The sequence below is a fragment of the Rhodococcus sp. BUPNP1 genome (assembly GCF_002215235.1).
In the GTDB taxonomy this organism is placed as follows: domain Bacteria; phylum Actinomycetota; class Actinomycetes; order Mycobacteriales; family Mycobacteriaceae; genus Rhodococcus.
In genome coordinates this window covers 119535-139188 of record NZ_NERM01000004.1, presented here as the reverse complement: position 1 = coordinate 139188, position 19654 = coordinate 119535, and the positions used below count along the sequence as shown (strand labels likewise).

18 protein-coding genes are annotated in these 19654 nt (G+C 69.9%); 3 read left to right on the top strand and 15 right to left on the bottom strand.

Annotated features, from left to right (window positions below; all coding sequences use genetic code 11):
• The first annotated feature begins 54 nt into the window (after positions 1-54).
• Complete coding sequence (locus B9C99_RS05565) at positions 55-2001, top strand: glycoside hydrolase family 15 protein (RefSeq protein WP_016694100.1); 1947 nt, start codon at positions 55-57, stop codon at positions 1999-2001.
• Positions 2002-2008: 7 nt separating this feature from the next.
• Here B9C99_RS05565 and B9C99_RS05560 read toward each other — a convergent pair whose 3' ends face one another.
• From B9C99_RS05560 to lepA, 3 genes are all read right to left on the bottom strand, one after another.
• A complete protein-coding gene (locus B9C99_RS05560) occupies positions 2009-2986 on the bottom strand; it encodes an ABC transporter substrate-binding protein (RefSeq protein ID WP_088897203.1) in 978 nt (325 codons plus the stop codon).
• Between the two features lie 68 nt (positions 2987-3054).
• Entirely contained in the window at positions 3055-3987 is a 933-nt protein-coding gene (locus tag B9C99_RS05555; RefSeq protein WP_088897202.1) for a nitronate monooxygenase family protein, read from the bottom strand.
• A gap of 35 nt (positions 3988-4022) precedes the next feature.
• Entirely contained in the window at positions 4023-5918 is a 1896-nt protein-coding gene (lepA, locus tag B9C99_RS05550) for a translation elongation factor 4 (RefSeq protein ID WP_237451241.1), read from the bottom strand.
• Positions 5919-5981: 63 nt separating this feature from the next.
• Between lepA and B9C99_RS05545 the strand changes: the two genes are divergently transcribed.
• Positions 5982-6650 carry a type II toxin-antitoxin system PemK/MazF family toxin gene (locus tag B9C99_RS05545; protein ID WP_088897201.1) on the top strand — a complete coding sequence of 223 codons (669 nt, stop codon included), beginning with the start codon at positions 5982-5984 and terminating at the stop codon, positions 6648-6650.
• A 27-nt stretch (positions 6651-6677) separates the two neighbouring features.
• On the opposite strand, the gene B9C99_RS05540 is transcribed toward B9C99_RS05545, so the two are convergent.
• The gene (locus tag B9C99_RS05540; RefSeq protein ID WP_016694095.1) at positions 6678-7499 is read right to left on the bottom strand and encodes an aquaporin; all 822 of its coding nucleotides are present in this window, start codon (positions 7497-7499) and stop codon (positions 6678-6680) included.
• 363 nt (positions 7500-7862) lie between these two features.
• Between B9C99_RS05540 and rpsT the strand changes: the two genes are divergently transcribed.
• Positions 7863-8123 (top strand): 30S ribosomal protein S20, encoded by a 261-nt coding sequence (gene rpsT / locus B9C99_RS05535; protein ID WP_006554505.1) that lies wholly within the window; start codon positions 7863-7865, stop codon positions 8121-8123.
• 126 nt (positions 8124-8249) lie between these two features.
• Here rpsT and holA read toward each other — a convergent pair whose 3' ends face one another.
• The 11 genes from holA to B9C99_RS05480 all read right to left on the bottom strand — a co-directional run bounded on the left by holA (position 8250) and on the right by B9C99_RS05480 (position 19635).
• Complete coding sequence (gene holA, locus B9C99_RS05530) at positions 8250-9221, bottom strand: DNA polymerase III subunit delta (protein ID WP_088897200.1); 972 nt, start codon at positions 9219-9221, stop codon at positions 8250-8252.
• Positions 9218-11578, bottom strand: coding sequence for a DNA internalization-related competence protein ComEC/Rec2 (locus B9C99_RS05525; RefSeq protein ID WP_088897199.1), 2361 nt, complete (start codon positions 11576-11578; stop codon positions 9218-9220). Before B9C99_RS05525 ends, holA begins: the two co-directional genes overlap by 4 nt.
• Complete coding sequence (locus B9C99_RS05520) at positions 11575-12414, bottom strand: ComEA family DNA-binding protein (RefSeq protein WP_088897198.1); 840 nt, start codon at positions 12412-12414, stop codon at positions 11575-11577. Before B9C99_RS05520 ends, B9C99_RS05525 begins: the two co-directional genes overlap by 4 nt.
• A 145-nt stretch (positions 12415-12559) precedes the next feature.
• Positions 12560-13399: a DegV family protein gene (locus tag B9C99_RS05515; protein ID WP_088897197.1), complete on the bottom strand. Its 840-nt coding sequence runs from the start codon at positions 13397-13399 to the stop codon at positions 12560-12562.
• A 5-nt stretch (positions 13400-13404) separates the two neighbouring features.
• Positions 13405-14187 (bottom strand): diglucosylglycerate octanoyltransferase, encoded by a 783-nt coding sequence (octT, locus tag B9C99_RS05510; protein WP_088897196.1) that lies wholly within the window; start codon positions 14185-14187, stop codon positions 13405-13407.
• Positions 14174-14845 (bottom strand): histidine phosphatase family protein, encoded by a 672-nt coding sequence (locus tag B9C99_RS05505; RefSeq protein ID WP_026061546.1) that lies wholly within the window; start codon positions 14843-14845, stop codon positions 14174-14176. Before B9C99_RS05505 ends, octT begins: the two co-directional genes overlap by 14 nt.
• Positions 14842-15249, bottom strand: a complete 408-nt coding sequence (gene rsfS / locus B9C99_RS05500; protein ID WP_016694085.1) for a ribosome silencing factor — start codon at positions 15247-15249, stop codon at positions 14842-14844. The genes B9C99_RS05505 and rsfS overlap by 4 nt, the downstream gene beginning before the upstream one ends.
• Positions 15246-15908: a nicotinate-nucleotide adenylyltransferase gene (gene nadD, locus B9C99_RS05495; RefSeq protein WP_143543545.1), complete on the bottom strand. Its 663-nt coding sequence runs from the start codon at positions 15906-15908 to the stop codon at positions 15246-15248. The genes rsfS and nadD overlap by 4 nt, the downstream gene beginning before the upstream one ends.
• A gap of 70 nt (positions 15909-15978) precedes the next feature.
• Entirely contained in the window at positions 15979-17424 is a 1446-nt protein-coding gene (locus tag B9C99_RS05490; RefSeq protein ID WP_088897195.1) for a VWA domain-containing protein, read from the bottom strand.
• A 1-nt stretch (position 17425) separates the two neighbouring features.
• Complete coding sequence (locus B9C99_RS05485; RefSeq protein WP_088897194.1) at positions 17426-18322, bottom strand: MoxR family ATPase; 897 nt, start codon at positions 18320-18322, stop codon at positions 17426-17428.
• A gap of 29 nt (positions 18323-18351) precedes the next feature.
• On the bottom strand, positions 18352-19635 hold the full coding sequence (locus tag B9C99_RS05480) for a glutamate-5-semialdehyde dehydrogenase (RefSeq protein ID WP_006554515.1): 1284 nt from the start codon (positions 19633-19635) through the stop codon (positions 18352-18354).
• Positions 19636-19654 lie beyond the last annotated feature (19 nt).

The window sequence follows — 19654 nt, the reverse complement described above, 5'->3', positions numbered from 1 at the left end:
AGTAGGTTCGGCAACCGCGCTGCGATCCGCCCGGCCCGCGGTGATCATGGAGGGATGGACCACCACCACTCCTCCTCACCGCTGTCGGGGGCACCCTTCCGACGGAGTCCGTTCCCGCCGATCGACGACTACGCATTCCTCTCGGATTGCGAGAGCACCTGTCTGATCGCGCGTGACGGCACCGTGGAGTGGATGTGCGTGCCCCGTCCGGACTCCCCGAGTGTGTTCGGGTCGCTGCTGGACCGCAGCGCGGGACATTTCCGGTTGTCGCCGCACGACCGCACCGTTCCTGCGGCACGCCGGTACCTGCCGGGCGGTCTGGTGCTCGAAACGACCTGGCAGACCGACACGGGTTGGATGATCGTGCGGGACGCGCTGGTCATGGCGCCCTGGTACGACGTCGAGGAGCGCTCGACCACGCACCGCCGGACCCCGTCCGACTGGGAGTCCGAGCACATGCTGCTGCGCACGGTGCGCTGTGTGAACGGGACGGTGGATCTGTACGTCAGCTGCGAGCCCGCCTTCGACTACCACCGCGGCCGCACCGAGTGGAGCTACACCGGCAAGGTCTACGAGGAGGCCACCGCCGTGTGCCGGAATGCGCCGGACGAACATCCGACGCTGCGCATGACGACGGATCTGCGCCTTGGGATCGAGGACCGCGAGGTCCGCGCGCGTCGTCGACTCCACAAGGGCGACACGGCGTTCGTCGCCTTGTCGTGGTCGGACTGCCCGATGCCGCACACCTTCGACGAGGCCGCAGTGAAGATGGCCGCCACCCAGGACTACTGGCGCGAGTGGATCACGACGGGCCGCTTCCCCGATCACCCGTGGCGCACCTACCTGCAGAGCAGCGCGCTGACGCTCAAGGGACTGACCTACAGCCCGACCGGGGCGCTGCTCGCCGCGTCGACGACCTCACTGCCGGAAACCCCTGGCGGAAGGCGCAACTGGGACTACCGCTACGCATGGGTGCGTGATTCGACGTTCGCATTGTGGGGCCTGTACACACTCGGGTTCGACCGGGAGGCCGACGATTTCTTCTCGTTCATCCTCGACGTCTCGCGCGACGCGGACGGCATGAGATATCCGCTCCAGGTCATGTACGGGGTGGGCGGCGAGCGCGAACTGCCGGAGTCCACCCTCGCGCATCTGAGCGGCTACGACGGCGCGACCCCGGTCCGGATCGGCAACGACGCCTATCACCAACAGCAGCACGACATCTGGGGCACGCTGCTCGACTCGGTGTACCTGCACGTCAAGTCCCGCGGGCACTTCCCCCAGACCTTGCTGCACACCCTGCGGCGGCAGGTCGAGGAGGCGGCGGCCAACTGGCGCAAGCCCGATCGCGGCATCTGGGAGGTGCGGGGCGAACCCCAGCACTTCGTGTCGTCGAAGGTCATGTGCTGGGTGGCCCTCGATCGCGGCGCGAAACTCGCCGAGCTGCAGGGCCGCCCCGACTACGCCCGCAAGTGGGCGGCGATCGCCGAGGAGATCAAGGCCGACGTCCTCGAACACGGCGTCGACGAACGCGGCGTCTTCACCCAGCGGTACGGCCACCCGTCGCTCGACGCCTCGGCTCTGCTGATCCCCTTGTTGCGTTTCCTGCCCGCGGACGACCCCCGGGTGCGGGCCACGGTGCTGGCGATCGCCGACGAACTCACCGAGGACGGGCTGGTGCTGCGCTACCGGGTGGAGACCACCGACGACGGGCTCGCAGGCAAGGAGGGCTCGTTCACCATCTGCTCGTTCTGGCTGGTCTCGGCGCTCGTCGAGATCGGTGAGGTCGAGCGGGCGGCCGCCCTGTGCCAGCGCCTGCTCGACTACGCGAGCCCCCTGAAGCTCTATGCCGAGGAGATCGACACCGAGACCGGACGCCATCTGGGGAACTTCCCGCAGGCGTTCACCCACCTGGCGCTCATCAATGCCGTCGTCCACGTCATCCGCGCCGAGCGGGAGATCGGGGCGGGCAACTTCCGGCCCGCGCATCTCGGGCCGTGAGCCGGTCTCAGGCGTTCGCGACCGCCTCGAGCTGCGGCCGGATCACGTCGAGCGCATAGCCGATCGACAGCGACGAGGGCGTGTTGAACGCGACGACCGTCGGGAAGTCGACGACGGCGAGACCGCCTCCGGTGACGGCGGGCAGCCGGTCGAATCCGGGCAGGGCCATCAGGTCCTGCTCGGTTCCGCCGCGCGGCAGGATGATCAGCAGATCGGCGACCAGGGCGTCGACGCGTTCGGGGCCGAGCACGACCCGCCCCTGGGAGGCTCCGCCCTCCGCGACCAGCGCGGGCGGCAACGTCATGCCCAGCTGCGTGAACAGCGCAGCGGCACCGTCGTCCGGATCGGCGACCACGACGACCTGCTGCTCGTTGGTGACGTACTGCGACAACGCGGCGGTCCGGCCCTCCAATCCCGGCAGAGCGGCCTCCTCGATCTCGGCGTTGCGGTCGGCGATGATCCGCTCGGCGTCGTCGGTGCGGCCGAGGACCTCACCGAGCACGCGCACCTGTTCGTCCCAGCGATCCACGCCGGTGTCGCCGAGAGTCCCGATCGTCGGTGCGACCGCAGAGATCGTGTCGTAGTCGTTCTGCGAGGCGATCTGCCAGGCGCCGAGGATCAGGTCGGGTTCGAGAGCGGCCACCTCCTCGACGGGCACCGACGTCTCCGCCGTCGGACTCAGCGCCACCGCATCCGGAGAGACGTCGGTCTGCCAGGGGTAGAGGCCGCGATCGTCGCCGTACGAGCCGGCGCTGTAGTACGCGACCGGCTGCACTCCGAGTTCGACGAGGGCGTCGAGCCATTGGCTGGAGGTCGCGACGATCCGCTCGGGTGTGCCCTCGATCGACGTCGTGCCGTAGGAGTGTTCGACGGTGACGGTCTCGCCACCGGCGGTCGCGGGTTCGTCGGTGTCCGACGAACATGCGACGAGGGTCGGGACGGCGAACAGTACGAGCGCTACGGCGGAGAGAACGACTCGACGCATGGGCGACCTCCATTTCAGGTGAGGCTCACCTTAACTCGAGTGGAGACGTCCGTGTGCCGATGCCGTCCTCAGCGGAAGCGGGACAACAGGGTCTCCGCCTGCTCGGCGATTCCCCGGATGACCTCGCCCGCGGGTCGCTCGGACCGCACCAGTCCGGCGGCCTCCCCCGCGTAGACCACACCGATGTCGGGATCGTCGCCGGTGTACGTCGCGGCGAGGGTGTCCTCGTCGGCGCCCCGGCCGTGCCACTCGTCGGTGAAGGCATTGCGCAGGGCGCGTCCGCCCCAGCGCGCCGGCCACGGCTGGTGCCGGGCCTTGTCGAAGACGTCGGTGTACACGGTGTCGGCGCTGCCGGCCTCCACGAGCCGGCCGCGGGCGTAGTCGGGGCCGACGGTCTCCGGGCTGGCGAGCAACGCCGTCCCGACCAGGGCGCCCTGCCCACCGGCTGCGAGCACCGCCGCCAGACCGCGACCCGTGGCGATGCCGCCCGCGGCGAGCACGGGCAGCGACGTCGACTCGAGCACCTCCTGCAGCAGCGGGAGGGTGCCGATCCGGCCCGTGTGCCCACCGGCCTCGTGTCCTTGCGCGATCACCGCGTCGACACCCGCGGCCTCGACCACCCGGAGATCGTCGATCGTGTTGATCTGCGAGAGGACGACGGCCCCGGCCTCGTGGACGCGCTCGACGTAGGGTGCGGGATCGCCGAACGAGAGCGTGACCACCTGCGGCCGGTGCTCGAGCACGGCGGTGAGGAGGCTGTCGTCGTCGGCGAGCGCCCAGGTCATCAGACCGAATCCCACGGGCCCACCGCCGATCTCGCGGGCGGTGCGCACCTCGCCCTCGATCCATTCGGCGGTGTTGTAGCGGGCAGCGCCGATCAGGCCGAGGCCGCCGGCCCGCGTCACCTCGCCGGCGAGCCGCCCACCGGCCCGGCCACCCATGGGCGCACCCAGCAGAGGAACGGAGATTCCGAGTTCACGGGTGAGCCAGGTGTCGAGCACGCGAATCCTTCCGGTGGGCGTCGTAGCAGGGACGGCTACTTCTTCGGCTTGTCCGACGATGCCTCGGACGACAGCGCGGCGACGAACGCTTCCTGCGGCACGTCGACGCGGCCGATCGTCTTCATCCGCTTCTTGCCTTCCTTCTGCTTCTCGAGCAGCTTGCGCTTACGGCTGATGTCGCCGCCGTAGCACTTGGCGAGAACGTCCTTGCGGATCGCCCGGATGTTCTCGCGGGCGATGATCTTCGAGCCGATCGCGGCCTGGACGGGCACCTCGAACTGCTGCCGCGGGATGAGTTCCTTGAGCTTGGTCGTCATCTTGTTGCCGTAGGCGGCCGCGGCGTCCTTGTGGACGATCGCGCTGAACGCGTCGACGGCCTCGCCCTGCAACAGGATGTCGACCTTGACCAGCGCGGCCTCCTGCTCGCCGGCCTCCTCGTAGTCCATCGAGGCGTAGCCGCGGGTACGCGACTTCAGCGAGTCGAAGAAGTCGAAAATGATCTCGGCCATCGGCAGCGTGTACCGCAGCTCGACGCGGGTCTCGGACAGATAGTCCATGCCGCCGAGCTCACCGCGCCGCGACTGGCACAGTTCCATGATCGAGCCGATGAACTCGCTCGGCGCGATGATGGTGCACTTGACGATCGGTTCGTAGATCTCGCGCGCCTTGCCCTCGGGCCAGTCGGACGGGTTCGTCACGACGACCTCCTGGCCGCCTTCGAGCACGACGCGGTAGACGACGTTGGGGGCGGTGGAGATCAGGTCGAGGCCGAACTCACGCTCGAGACGCTCGCGGGTGATCTCCATGTGCAGCAGACCGAGGAAGCCGCAGCGGAAACCGAATCCGAGGGCGACGGACGTCTCGGGCTCGTAGGTGAGCGCGGCGTCGTTGAGCTGGAGCTTGTCGAGCGCGTCGCGCAGCACCGGATAATCGGAGCCGTCGACCGGATACAGGCCGGAGTAGACCATCGGGCGCGGTTCGCGGTAGCCGGTGAGCGGCTCCTCCGCACCGTTGCGGGCGGTGGTGACGGTGTCGCCGACCTTCGACTGACGCACGTCCTTCACGCCGGTGATGAGATAGCCCACCTCGCCGACGCCGAGACCGGCGGTGGCCTTGGGTTCGGGCGAGACGATGCCGACCTCGAGCAGTTCGTGGGTCGTGCCCGTCGACATCATCTTGATCTTCTCGCGGGGCACGATCTTGCCGTCGACCACACGCACGTACGTCACGACACCGCGGTAGGTGTCGTAGACGGAGTCGAAGATCATGGCGCGGGCGGGCGCGTCGGCGTCACCGACCGGCGGCGGCACCTGGCGGATCACGGCGTCGATGAGTTCGGGGACGCCCTCGCCGGTCTTGCCGGAGACCCGGAGCACGTCGGACGGCTCGCAGCCGATGATGTTCGCGATTTCACCGGCATAGCGGTCGGGGTCGGCGGCGGGCAGGTCGATCTTGTTGAGGACCGGGATGATCGTCAGGTCCTTGTCGAGCGCGAGGTAGAGATTGGCGAGGGTCTGCGCCTCGATGCCCTGTGCGGCGTCGACGAGCAGGACCGCGCCCTCGCACGCCTCGAGCGCGCGGGAGACCTCGTAGGTGAAGTCGACGTGGCCCGGGGTGTCGATCAGGTGCATCACATAGTCTTCGCCGTCGAGCTTCCACGGCAGACGTACGTTCTGCGCCTTGATCGTGATGCCGCGCTCGCGCTCGATGTCCATGCGGTCGAGGTACTGGGCGCGCATCTGCCGCTCCTCGACCACCCCGGTGAGCTGCAGCATCCGGTCCGCGAGCGTCGACTTTCCGTGGTCGATGTGCGCGATGATGCAGAAGTTCCGGATCTTTGCGGGGTCCGTGAACGTGGTGTCGGCGAAGGTGCTGATGTCGTGCTCCTGACTCGGACTGGCAGCGGCCTGCAGACCGCGGTCACCCTGCAGAATATCCAAGTCGGGCGGCGGCCGGGACTTCGCCCGGTTCAGCTCCGGTTAAGCTCGGTTCCCGTGGCCGGTACATGGAAGAAATTGGGCAGGCAGCTGGGGCGTCTCGCCGTCGAGCAGGGTCCGAAGATCTACCAGCAGTTGCAGCAGTCCGGGGCGCTCGACAAGGCGCGCGCCGCGCTGAACGCGGCCGGCCAGGCAGGCACAGCGAGCGGAACCTCGGGGAGCGGTACCACCGCGGCACCGAAGCCCGGCGCGTCCGGGACCGCGACGCCGAAGCCGGGTGCTGCGAAGACCCCGTCCGGTACGAAGCGTCCGGCCCCCGGTCGGCCGGTGGCGTCGCGCACCACGCCGACGGCGCAGCGTGCCCGCCGCCTCGAGTACTCCCCCGACCTCGACGGTCGCGCCGATCCGGGCGAGATCGTGTGGACCTGGGTGGCCTACGAGGAGGATCCGACGCAGGGCAAGGACCGCCCGGTGCTCGTCGTGGGCCGTGACGACAGGACGCTGCTCGGACTGATGCTCTCGTCGAACTCCGACCGCGACGGTCACCGCGACTGGCTCGGAATCGGCTCCGGACAGTGGGACGCCGAGAACCGCCCGAGCTGGGTGCGTCTCGATCGCGTGCTCGACGTCCCCGAGGACGGCATCCGCCGCGAGGGTGCGATCCTTCCCCGCGCACGCTTCGATCAGGTCGCGGCCCGGCTCCGTACCGGTTTCGGCTGGAGCTGAACCGGGCCGCGTCCCGACCGCAGGGCCTCAGGAGGCCCGGAGCCCGTACCGCCGTCCGAAGAGGAAGGTGTAGACGAGCGCTCCGAGCGCGCCGCCGATGAGCGGGAACACGATGAACGCCCATAGCTGCCCGAGCGCACCGTCCTGATAGAAGGCGACGGCGAGGCTGCGGGCGGGATTGACCGACGTGTTGTCGATCGGGATCGAGATCAGGTGGATCACCGCGAGGGTGAAGCCGATGGCGATGCCGGCGATCGGTGCGTCGGCGACCTGGTCGGTCGCACCCAGCACCACGAACACGAGCACGGCCGTGAGCAGGACCTCGACGACGATCATCGCGCCGATGCCGTAGCCGTTCTCGAGCACACCGCCGAGCGGGCCGTGCACGGCCGAGGGGCTGTGCGCGCCCCAGCCGTTCGCCCCGAGCCCGTCGGCGGCACGGTCGTAGCTCGGCAGCGACGACGCCACCGCGTAGAGCGTCAGACCGGCGATCAGACCGCCGACGACCTGCGCGATCCAGTAGCCCACGGCGCGCACCGGGGTCACGTGACCGACGATGAGCTGACCGAGCGTCACCGCCGGGTTCACGTGACATCCGGAGATCGGGCCGATGGTGTACACGAGGAACAGCAGGGTCAGGCCGAACGCCAATGCGACGCCGAGCTGGCCGACATAGGTTCCGGCGAACACCGCGGTGCCCACCGCGGAGAACACCAGGAGGAAGGTTCCGATCGCCTCCGCCACGTACTTCCGCAGGTCGGAGAACTCACCGGGGTCTCTGATCTCCAGGGATGTCTGGCGCGCGAGATCTTCGTCGAGTCGGGATTCGGGATCGCGTGGGGGTTCCATGGGTCACCTCGATGTTCGCGGTCCCGCACGCAGGCGGAACCTGGTGGTAGAACACTTCGAGTCGATGCACCGCAGCCGCGAACTCGCCGTTCGCGCTGTGAGGGAGATTACGCAAGCGCCGTGACCTCGACAACGACATCGTGCGCCGTGGCGTGTCCGCCCATGTAGATGCCCTCCCGCGGCGGCACGCAACAACAACAGTCAGGTGCGCGTCGTCCTGGCCGAAACGATCAGGCCGGTGAGAAGGGTGATTCGACCGCCGGTTTGGGCTTTGCGATCCGTTCTTGGTAACCTTGTCCATCGGTGCTCAGATGCACCCAGAGCTTTCCTACCAGCTACCAGCAAGACGACAGGATTTTACGCGTGGCCAACATCAAGTCCCAGGTGAAGCGGATTCGCACCAACGAGCGCAACCGACTCCGGAATCAGTCGGTGAAGTCGTCGCTTCGTACGGCGATCCGTTCGTTCCGCGAGGCTGCGGCCGCCGGCGACAAGGACAAGGTCAACGAGCTCCTCGTCGCCACCAGCCGTCAGCTCGACAAGGCTGCCAGCAAGGGTGTCATCCACCCCAACCAGGCCGCCAACAAGAAGTCTGCTCTCGCGAAGCTTGCCAACAAGCTCTGAGTTCATCGCTCCGAGGTAGTAGACGCAGGCTCTGCTTCACGAAGGCCGTCCCCCGCCGGGGACGGCCTTCGTGGCATTGAACGGCAGACATGACGCCGCCCCGGAAGCGGGATCGACGCGGACGGCTCAGGCCGCCAGTTCGGAGATGACCCGCACGGCGTGCTCGAGAGCGTAGTCCGGATCGGCGGCCGCTCCCTTGACGTCGGCGTTGAGCGCAGCGACCACCGTGAGTGCGGTCCCGATCGACGCCGGCGCCCATGTGCGCGCCTGCGCCTGCGCCTTCTTCACCTTCCACGGCGGCATACCGAGCGACGACGCGAGGGAGAACGGGTCGCCGCGACCGGCGGAGCCGACCCGGGCGATGGTGTGCACGGCGTCGGCGAGGGCATCGGCGAGCAGCACGTGGGCGACACCGCGGTGCATCGCCCACCGTAGTGCTTCGAGCGCACCGGCCGTGTCGCCGGCCACGGCCTTCTCGGCCACGTCGAATCCCGACACCTCGGCTTTGCCCGAGTAGTAACGCCGCACGGCCGCAGCGTCGATCTTGCCGCCGGTGTCGGCCACGAGCTGGCTGCACGCAGCGGCGAGTTCGCGCAGGTCGGATCCCACCGCTTCGATGACGAGCTGTTCGACGTCGCCCGAGACCCGCACGCCCGCGGCCTGGAACTCCTTGTGGACGAACGTTCGCACCCACGCAGCCTTCTCCCCCGCCTTCGCGGGAGCGGCACACATGTGTTCCTCGGCGCCGCACTTGCGCAGGGCGGGCACCATCGCCTTGGTGCGACCGCCACCGCTGTGGAGGATCACCAGCGTCACGCCCGGAGGCGGATCGCCGGCGACGTCGAGGATCAGCGCCGCGGCGTCCTTCCCGGCGTCGGCCGTGGATTCGAGGATCACGATGCGTTCTTCTGCAAACAGCGACGGGCTGAGCAGCTCGGCAAGTTCGGGCACACCCGCGTCGCCGGCGCGCAGCCGGGAGACGGGGAGGTCACCGGGAGTTTCGCTGCGCGTGCGGACATCGGACACGATCTGCGCGACGGCACGGTCGACGAGCAGTTCTTCCTCACCGAGGACCAGATGCAGGGACGCGTCGCTCACGGTTCGATCGTGCCACGCACGTCCGACACCACCGCGAGCGCCCCGGAACCGGCACGGACCACTGCGACGTCGCCGTGCAGGTCGGTCCGCAACACCCGCGCCCCCATTCCGGCCAGGGCGGACACGATCTCGGGATGCGGATGCCCGAACAGGTTGTCGCGCCCGGCGCTGACGAGGGCGACGCTCGGCCGCACGGCGGTGAGGAACCGGGCAGGAGTGGTGCGCGAGCCGTGGTGCGGCACCTTCAACACGTCCGCACGCACGTCGATGCCCGACCGCACGAGTGCGTCGAGCGCGGCCTCCTCCGCGTCGCCCGGCAGCAGGATCCGCCCCACGACAGTATCGACCACCAGGACGAGGGAGTCGTCGTTCTCGGAACCGCCCGTCCCGCGTGCGGCCGGTCCCACCACCCGGATCTCGAGATCGCCTGCGCGCAGGACCGCACCGGCGGCCACTTCCCGCACGACGACACCGCTCTCGATCGCGGGGTCGAGAACGTCCGCCGCGTCGTCACTCGCAGCGCCCGGCCCGACCACGACCGCCTCGACCGAGCGCCCGCCGAGCACACCACGGATTCCGCCCGCGTGGTCGGCGTGCAGGTGCGACACGACGAGCAGCGCGACACCGCGGATCCGCAACCGGCGCAAGCACCGATCGACGGGTTCCGGCTCGGGCCCGGTGTCGACGACGACCGCGCGTCCGTCCCCCGTCGCCAATACCAGTGCATCGCCCTGGCCGACATCGCATGCGACGAGGACCCATTCGGCTCCGGGCCAGCCCGGCCGCAGCATCCGCACCGGAAGCCACACCGCCGCGACGGCCACCGCGATCACGAGAGCCGTGATCCGCACCCGCCGGTGACGAGCCACCGACCACACCACGACGACCAGTACGGCCGCGACGAGTGCCCCCGCCGGTCCGTCCGGCACCTCGAACTCTGCCGACGGCATCGAGGCCGCCCGGTCGGCCACCGAGATCAGCCACCACAGGAAGGGCCCAGTGCCGCGTGCGAGCATCTCCCCCGCCCACGGGACGACGAAAGCGGCTACCGCGACGAGCGAGCCGAGGACCGTCAGTGGCGCGAGTACCGGGGCGACGAGGACATTGGCCGCGACCGACACGACGCTCACCGTCCCGCTCACCGCCGCGACGAGAGGTGCGGTCGCCGCGAACGCGACCAGCGACATCGCCATGACTTCCGCGACGGGACGCGGCCACCCGCGATCCACGAGTCGGGTCACGACCGGTGGCGCGGCGACGATGAGCGCCGCCGTCGCGGACACCGACAGCGCGAACCCGACGTCGACGGCGAGGTCGGGCACGAGCACGAGCAGCACGCCCACCGCGGTGCACAGTGCGGGAAGTGCCTGTCGCTCACGACCCGTCACGAATGCCAGCAGCCCGATCGATCCCATCGCCGCCGCGCGCACCACACTCGCCGACGGACGGACCACGACGATGAAGGCGACGAGAGCCGTTGCGGCGAGGACGGTCCCGGAACGCGGGCCGAGTCCCGCCGCGCGCACGAGCAGCAGCACCGCGCCGAGGACGATGCTGACGTTGGCTCCGGACACGGCGGTCAAGTGCGTCAGTCCGGCCACCCGGAAGTCCTCGCGCACCTCGTCGGTGAGCGCGGTGGTGTCGCCCACCACAAGACCGGGCAACAGTCCGGCCCGATCAGCGGGAAGCACGGCGGAACTCACCTGCGTGAGTCGGTCGCGCACCGTGCCCGCCCACTGCTGCCACATCGGTGGCGGGCCGAGGGCCGTGGGCGCGTTCTCCGCGCGGAGCACCGCCACCGTGGTGCCCGGCCCGGTGTGCGGCGCGACCCGCACCCGTGTGGTGACCGACTGTCCGGGCAGGAGATCTCCCCACGAGTCGGCCGGCGCGAACACGACCACCGATCCCCCGGTGTCCATGGATCGTCCACCGACCGTCACCTGCTCGAGCCGTGCCGGAATGCGTACCCGGGGCGTGTCGTCGAAGGCCGCGGACCGGATGCGCCGCGGGTCGTCCGTGGGGACGAGAACGACACCGGCCCACGCTCCCCTTTCCGCTGCGGAGGCGATCGGGTGCTGGTCGGCGGCCCACATCCGGAGACCGGCAGCCGGCCCGAATCCCGCGACGACGGCCAGTGCGGCGAGGAGGATCCGTGCACCTCCGCGAGGGATACGCCCGGTCGCGACGAGACGGACCGTCACGGCGCATCCGACGACGGCCGCGACCGCCACGACGGTGACGATCCGCCATCCCGTGTACAACCCGAGAAGCGTCACGCCCCACGCGGCCAACGCGCACGGCACCAACCTGGCGTCGAGAACCGTTGCGGAATCGGACCTGTCGTTGCGGACGGTCACACCGTCACCAGTTCACGCAGCCTGGCCAGTCGCGCCGGTCCGATCCCGTCGACCTCACCGAGTTGTTCGACGTCCGTGAACGGTCCGTTGGTGTCGCGCCACGACACGATCGCCGCGGCCGTCACGGGACCGACTCCCGGCAGCGCGTCGAGCGCGGTCTCGTCGGCGGTGTTGAGGTCCACCAGCCCGCCTTCCTCCGGTGGAGCATCGCCCGGTGCCTGCACCCCGACGATTCCACTGGTCTGCGGAACAGGTTGGGGCGGGGCGATTCCCACGACGATCTGATCACCGTCGGCGACCCGCCGGGCCAGATTCAGGCCGATGAGGTCGGCGCCGTCGACGGTACCGCCGGCCGCGTCGAGCGCGTCGGCCACACGGGACCCTGCCGGCAGCCGCACGAGTCCGGGCCGTGTCACCGCGCCCACGACGCTGACGACGAACTCGGCGGAATCCGGCTGTGCCGTGTCCGTCTCCTTCGTGGCGGACGGCTCTGCGGTGTCCACGACTTCGACCCGTGGCAGCGGCGGTACCGGTTCGGGGACCGGCCGGTCGCGCCACACGACGACGAGAGCCACTGCGGCGGCGAGCACTCCGATCGCGGCGAGAGCTGCGGTTCCCCGTCGTCCCGTGTCCCATCGCGCGGCGGTCAGCCGATCGACGAATCGTTCCCGGCCGGGACCGCTGTGGAGGGGTTCGTCGCCGTCGTCGGGATCCGCCCAGGGGTGGTCGTCGGTCGATGTGTCTTCGGTCCAGGGCGGTTCCGCGGGCATCGCCGAGGAACGCGTGATTGCGCCGAGGCGGGTGCGCGCGAGATCACGGTGGTCACTGCTCGCCATGCCGCGACGCTAACCGCGTCCGCGAACGCCGGATTCGGTGTCGGCGCCGATCCGGCCCAGGTTGTGGATGACCAGCACCCCTGTGGATGAATGCCCGGATCGGGCCTCCACCGGCATGATCCGGGCCGGGAGGTGGTGTAGGTGGTCAGTCCTCGGTGGTACCGGTCGCCGCGGAGGCGACGACCACACCGACCGCGCCCGGCCCGACGTGCGCGCCGAGAACCGCGTCGAGTTCGGACACGACGATCTCGGTACCCTCCGGAAGGCGCTGCGCGAGCTGATCGGCGAGGCTGCGGGCCCGCTCGGGTGCCTCGCGGTGGTGTACCGCGACGAGCGGTTCGTCGCCGACATCGGCTGCGGCTCCGTCGACGAGTTTGGCCATCGCCTTGGTCATCGTGCGGGTCTTCTCCCGCAGGACGAGCTTGCCGTCGGAGATGTGCAGCACGGGTTTCATCGCGAGCGCGGTACCCAACAGCGCTGTGGCCGTGCCGATCCGGCCGCCGCGACGCAGGTGGTCGAGCCGGTCGACGACGAGTAGGGTCCGGGCGGACGCCGCGACCTCCACGGCCCGGTCGTACACCCGCGCCAGATCGGCTCCGGCCCGGGCGGCGCGCACCGCTTCGAGAACGGCGAAACCCGAACCCATGGCGGTGTTCCGCGAATCGACGAGCCGGATCCGGTCGCCCAGCGATTCTGCGGCGTGCCGGGCGGCGTCCCACGTCCCGGACAGCACACGCGAGAGGTGCACGGCGACGACGCCGTCTCCCCCGCTGGCCTCGAGCGCCTCGGTGTAGGCGTCGGTCAGTTCGGCGGGCGACGGCCCGGAGGTGGTCACGGTCGACAGGTCGTCCGGCAACTCGTCGACGCCCTCGCGGAGGTCGCGTCCGCCCGCGATGATGTGCAGTGGCACAACACGGATGTCGTACCGACGGACCAGTTCGGGGTCGATACAACTCGACGAATCTGTGACGACGACGACGGACACGACGCCTACCGTAGGCCCTCCACCGGGATTTCCGCATCCCGATGCACGATCCGGACCGCATCGCCGACAGCGGAGGCGACGCGACGGTGTCCTTCCCAACCCCAGTGGATCCCGTCGGGATTGGCGTCGTCGGAGAAGACGTTCTCCCGCACCGCTTCGGCGAGATCGACGAGGGGAACCGACTTCTCGGCCGCCCAGCGGGTGATCGCGCGTGCCGCGGGGAGCCGGCCGACATGCACCGACCGGTACTGCTCGCTGCGGTGCACCGACGGCAGGGTGCCGATGACGGGCAGATCGGGGCGCATGTATGCCAGTGCGTCCCTGATCGTTTCGAGGTACTCGACGCTGACCCGGGGCGGGAGCGCCACGGGACGCCCGAGCGGCGACAGTCGCGGCTGCAACCACCCATAGGCGTTACGCGCCGCGCGACGCAGGGCCGGCGGGCGGATGTAGCGCAGGCCTTCCCGCAGTGCGGTGGGCAGCGGGGACGGCAGAGTGTCCATCCCGCCCACGGCGAGGACGACAGCCCCGGCGTGCGGGATCGCGGCCCATACCCGCGGGTCCTGGGTCATGGCCCACCACGCGTCGCGTGTGGTCCACCCGATCCGGGCGACGAGTTCGATGTCCCAGCCGAGTTCGGCCGCGACCAGGTTGGGCCAGATCTGCGGATGGTCGGCGGGCAGACCGCCCTTCGGACCGTAATAGCTCAGCGAGTCGCCGATCACCAGCAGGACCGGGCGCCGCGGAGCGGCGTCGGTCTCGATCGGCGTGGGTTCAGAGGACGTCATCGGGCGCCACCGTGGCCGACGCGTTCCACACGTCGAGGCGCCAGGACGGCACCTCGCCGTATCCGCTGAGCTGCACCCAGCCGGTGTTCCCGAGACCGCCGAGGACGGGCCACCGGTCGACCGGCAGGTCGAGCAGGGCCGCGGTGAGCGCGGCGATCAGGCCCCCGTGCGCGACCAGCACGATGGGCCGATCGTTCCAGTCCTCGTACTTGTCGAGCAGTTCGCCGACGACGGCGATGCTGCGCCGTGCCACGTCGACGCGGTTCTCGCCCCCCGGCGGTGCCCAGGTCGCGTCGGCGCGCCACGCGCTGCGCGCGCCCGGGGCCACGGCGTCGACCTCGGTGTGGGTCAGGCCCTGCCATTCGCCGAGATGCGTCTCGCGCAGGCGCGTGTCGATCGCGACCGGCAGGCCGATGCGGTCACCGAGCGCGGTCGCGGTGTCGTAGGCGCGGCGCAGATCGGACGAGACGACGGCGAGCGGATCGAACCGGGCGATCACGTCGGCGACGGCGAGCGCCTGCCGTCGGCCGAGTTCGGACAGATCGGTGTCGAGCTGTCCCTGCATCCGCCGCGTGGCGTTGTACTCGGTCTGACCGTGGCGCAGCAGGACCAGCTGCCGCACCCGTGGGCTCTGCGCCCCCTCCCCCGGATGGCTCACACGTCCTCCGGCGAGTCGGCGGCGTCGATCGCCGAACGGGGGCCGCCCACACCGTCGACCTCGATGGTCGGGCAGTCCTTCCACAGGCGGTCGAGGGCGTAGAAGTTGCGCTCGTCCTCGTGCTGGATGTGCACCACGACGTCGACGTAGTCGAGCAGGGTCCACCGTCCTTCGCGGGTGCCCTCGCGGCGGACGGGCTTGTGGCCGGCCAGACGCAGCTTCTCCTCGACGTTGTCGACGATGGCGTTGACCTGACGCTCGTTGGGTGCGGACGCGATGACGAAGCAGTCGGTGATCACCAGCTGCTCGGACACGTCGAGCACCACGACGTCGGTGGCGAGTTTCTCGTCGGCGGCCAGGGCTGCGATTCGGGCCATCTCCGTGGCTTCTGCCGTTGCGCTCACTGCGTGCTCTTTCTCTCGATGGTGCCGGGGGTGTTTCCGTCGAACACCGAGACGGGATCTCCGTCGGGGTGCGGATTCGTGCGGTAGAGCCGGCGTTTGCTGATGTACTGCACCACTCCGTCGGGCACCAGATACCAGACGGGACGGTTCTCGCGTGCCCTCCTGCGGCAGTCCGTGGAGGAGATCGCCAGTGCCGGGATCTCCACCAGGCTCACCGCCTCCGGCGGAAGATCGTCCAGATGCGGTGCCAGATGTTCGGCGTGCAGGTCGTATCCGGGCCGGGACACCCCGACGAAGCGGGCGAGGTCGAACAGGGTCTGCCAGTCCTGCCAGGACAGGATCGATCCCAGGGCGTCCGCGCCGGTGATGAAGTACAGATCCGCGTCGGGATACTGCTCGCTGAGATCGCGCAGCGTGTCGACGGTGTAGGTGGGTTTGCGTCGATCGATGTCGACGCGGCTGACGGAGAACCGCGGGTTGGATGCGGTTGCGATCACCGTCATCAGGTAACGGTCCTCGGCGGCACTGACGTCGCGTCCGGTCTTCTGCCAGGGTTGCCCGGTGGGCACGAAGATCACTTCGTCCAGGTCGAAGCTCGCGGCGACCTCACTGGCCGCCACGAGGTGTCCGTGATGGATCGGGTCGAACGTTCCACCCATGACGCCCAGGCGGCGCCTGGGGGCCGAGGGCCGATCCGTTGGCTGATGCACGGTTGTCCAGCTTACGGGTTCACACGGGGAGCAGACTCGCCACCACCGTTGCGAGCTGCTGCGCCGACCGGCACTCGTGCATCGTGACGACCTCGCTGTAGACCCTGGCGGCCGAATCCCCCGAACCCCATTGTCCCTTCGGCTCGGGATTGAGCCAGTGCGCGTGCCGTGCGACGGACACGAGATGTTCGAGGACTTCGAGGTTCGGATTGCGGTAGTTCGTGCGACCGTCGCCGAGGATCAGCAGTGAGCTGCGGCTGGTGAGGGCGTGTGCGTGGTTCTCCGCGAAGCTGCCGAGGGCGTGTCCGTAGTCGGAGTGACCGTCGTAGGTGATCAGCTCCGCTTCCTTCAGCATCCGCGACATGGACTCGCCCAGATCGGAGCCCGCACTGAAATAGTGGGTGACCTCGTCGGCGGTGTCGATGAACGCGAACACGCGCACGCGGGAGAACTGCTCGCGCAGAGCGTGCACGAGCAGCAGCGTGAAGTGGGAGAAGCCGGCGACGGAACCGGAGACGTCGCAGAGCACGACGAGCTCGGGACGCGCCGGACGGGGCTTGCGGTTGACCAGATCGATGGGCACGCCACCGGTAGACATGGACTTGCGCAGGGTGCGTCGCAGGTCGATGGCGCCGGCACGAGCGCGCCGGCGGCGCGCGGCGAGACGGCTCGCGAGCAGACGCGCGAGCGGCATGACGCTGCGGCGCAGGGCGACGAGTTCCGCGTCGGACGCGCGCAGGAAGTCGACCTCCTCGGCGAGCTTGGGCACCCCGTACTTCTCGACTCGTTCGCGGCCGACCTGCTCGGCGGTGCGCCGGCGGGTCTCCCGTTCGACCATCGCCCGGAAATCGGCGATGCGCTGGGCGGCGGTGCGCCGCGCGACCTCGCTCTCGTAGGCGGCGTCGTCGCGTTCCTCACGGGTGCCGTTGCCGAGCAGACCCTCGAGGATCTTCGTGAGCAAGGTCTCCGGGGAGACGTCGCGCAGCGCCTGATAGGCCGAGAAGGACGGGCCGTTCGACGACGCGTACTGGCCGAGTTCCTCGACGATGGCGGAGACGAGCATCTCGGAGGCCTCGAGTGCCTCCGGCGACTCGTCGGACAGCAACTCGGCAATGAGGTCGCGCAGGGCCTCGAAGTCGACCTCCCCCGTGGGGGTGCGCGGGATGCTCACCTGCGGGCCGGTGGCCTCGCGACGTCCGATCGCGGGTGGGAACCACAGGTCGAACAGGGCGTCGAAGGTCGGGCGGTGCGTGGACCGGCGGAGCAGGGTACACGCGAGACCTTCGCGGAGGGCCTCCCGGTCGAGGAGATCGAGCACCGTCATGACCCGTCCGGCGTCGACCGTCTCGGACGGCCCGACCGCGATGCCGCGGCGACGCAGCGCCTCGACGAATCCGACCAGGTGCCCGGGCAGTCCGTGGGGAGTCGGGGGCGCCCCGGATCCGGGAAGGTGCGCGGCCGCCATGTCAGTTCAGCCGGAGCTCGGCGGCAGCGCGGACCTGGTCGGACTGGTGCTTGAGGATCACGCCGAGCGTGCTGCGCAGCGCGGTGTCGTCGAGGGTATCGAGACCCAGCGCGAGCAGGGTGCGGCCCCAGTCGATCGTCTCGGCCACCGAGGGCACCTTCTTGAGCTGCATGCCCCGCAGTACCCGGACGGTGCGCACGAGCTGTTCGGCGAGCGCGTCGGGCAGATCGGGGACCCGGCTGGCGAGGATGCGCCGTTCGAGGTCGGCATCGGGGAAGTCCAGGTGCAGGAACAGGCATCGGCGCTTGAGCGCTTCGGACAGCTCGCGGGTGGCGTTCGAGGTGAGCACCGCGAACGGCTTGCGGGTGGCCCGGATGGTGCCGAGCTCGGGCACGGTGACCGCGAAGTCGCTGAGCACCTCGAGCAGCAGGCCTTCGATCTCGACGTCGGCCTTGTCGACCTCGTCGACGAGCAGCACGGTCGGATCCTGACGCCGGATCGCGGTGAGCAGCGGCCGCGACAGCAGGAACTCCTCGGAGAAGACGTCCTCCTTGGTGCGGTCCCACGACTCCCCCGCCGCGGCGGTCGCCCCCGCCGACTGGATGCGCAGGATCTGCTTGGCGTGGTTCCACTCGTACAGCGCGCGGGACTCGTCGACGCCCTCGTAGCACTGCAGGCGCACGAGTTCGGCCTCGGAGGTCTCGGCGACGGCGCGGGCGAGTTCGGTCTTGCCCACGCCCGCGGGTCCCTCGATCAGCAACGGCTTGCCGAGGCGATCGGCGAGGAACACCGCGGTCGCGGTGGACTTGTCGGCGAGATATCCGGTACCGGCCAGACGATCGACGACGTCCTGGACGTCCGCGAAGATCGGCGGGGTGGCGGGCAGCGCACGATCCACGCTGGTTCCTTTCGTCGGGCCGGTCTCGATCAGGCGGGGCGGGTGTGGCCGTCGCCCCACACCACCCACTTCGTCGACGTCAGCTCGGGCAGACCCATCGGACCGCGGGCGTGCAGCTTCTGGGTGGAGATGCCGATCTCCGCGCCGAATCCGAACTGCTCGCCGTCCGTGAACGCCGTCGAAGCGTTGACCATAACGGCTGCGGCGTCCACGCGCGTCGTGAACTCCCGCGCAGCGGCGAGGTCCGAGGTGACGATCGCTTCGGTGTGGCCGGTGCCGTAACGGTCGATGTGGTCGACGGCGGCGTCGAGGTCGTCGACCACCGCGAGGGCGACGTCGAGCGAGAGGTACTCGTCGGACCAGTCCTGGTCGGTCGCGGGCACGAGGCCGGGCAGGTCGCCGTGGACCGTCACGCTGTGTTGCTGGAACGCCTGCAGGAGCTTCGGGACGGCGGTGTCGGCGATCGCCTTGTCGACGAGGATCGTCTCGGCGGTGTTGCACACGCTGGGCCGGCGGGTCTTCGCGTTGATCACGATCTTCTCGGCCATCTCCAGATCGGCCGCGGAGTGGACGTAGACGTGGCAGTTGCCGGTGCCCGTCTCGATCGTGGGGACGGTCGCGTCGCGGACCACCGCGGCGATCAGACCGGCGCCACCGCGCGGGATCACGACGTCGACCAGGCCGCGAGCCTGGATCAGGTGGGTCACCGACGAGCGGTCGGCGCTCGGCAGCAGCTGCACGGCGTCGGCGGGGATGCCCCGGCTCTCGAGCGAGGCACGCAGCACCTCGACGAGCGCGGCGTTCGACCGGGCCGCGGACGACGAGCCGCGCAGCAGTGCGGCGTTGCCGGACTTCAGGGCGAGACCGAAGGCGTCGACCGTGACGTTGGGACGCGCTTCGTAGACCATGCCGACCACGCCGAGCGGGACGCGCACCTGGCGCAGCTCGAGACCGTTCGGCAGCGTCGAGCCGCGGACCACTCCGCCGATCGGGTCGGGCAGGCCGGCCACCTGGCGCAGGCCGGCGGCGATCCCGTCGATCCGGGCGGAGGTCAGGCGCAGCCGGTCGAGGATGGCCTCCTCGGTGCCACCGGCGCGGGCGGCCTCGATGTCCTCCGCGTTCGCGGCGAGGACGGTGTCGGCGGCGGCGAGCAGAGCGTCGGCCGCGGCGTGCAGAGCCGCGTCCTTCTCGGTGGTGGTGAGCAGCGCGAGACGACGCGAGGCCACGCGGGCGCGACGCGCGGCCTCGTGGACGGCCTCACGGGTGTCCGTGCCGGCGTCGGTCGCAGCTGAGTCGGGGGTCACGGCAGTCATGTGTCCAGCCTAGTCGGGT

What these genes read in the sequence shown, in the direction of transcription:
- octT (WP_088897196.1), bottom strand. Translation starts at nt 14,187, where the DNA reads ATGACGTCCTCTGAACCCACGCCGATCGAGACCGACGCCGCTCCGCGG.
- nadD (WP_143543545.1), bottom strand. Translation starts at nt 15,908, where the DNA reads ATGGGTGGAACGTTCGACCCGATCCATCACGGACACCTCGTGGCGGCC.
- B9C99_RS05480 (WP_006554515.1), bottom strand. Translation starts at nt 19,635, where the DNA reads ATGACTGCCGTGACCCCCGACTCAGCTGCGACCGACGCCGGCACGGAC.
- B9C99_RS05560 (WP_088897203.1), bottom strand. Translation starts at nt 2,986, where the DNA reads ATGCGTCGAGTCGTTCTCTCCGCCGTAGCGCTCGTACTGTTCGCCGTC.
- B9C99_RS05520 (WP_088897198.1), bottom strand. Translation starts at nt 12,414, where the DNA reads ATGGCGAGCAGTGACCACCGTGATCTCGCGCGCACCCGCCTCGGCGCA.
- B9C99_RS05490 (WP_088897195.1), bottom strand. Translation starts at nt 17,424, where the DNA reads ATGGCGGCCGCGCACCTTCCCGGATCCGGGGCGCCCCCGACTCCCCAC.
- B9C99_RS05540 (WP_016694095.1), bottom strand. Translation starts at nt 7,499, where the DNA reads ATGGAACCCCCACGCGATCCCGAATCCCGACTCGACGAAGATCTCGCG.
- B9C99_RS05565 (WP_016694100.1), top strand. Translation starts at nt 55, where the DNA reads ATGGACCACCACCACTCCTCCTCACCGCTGTCGGGGGCACCCTTCCGA.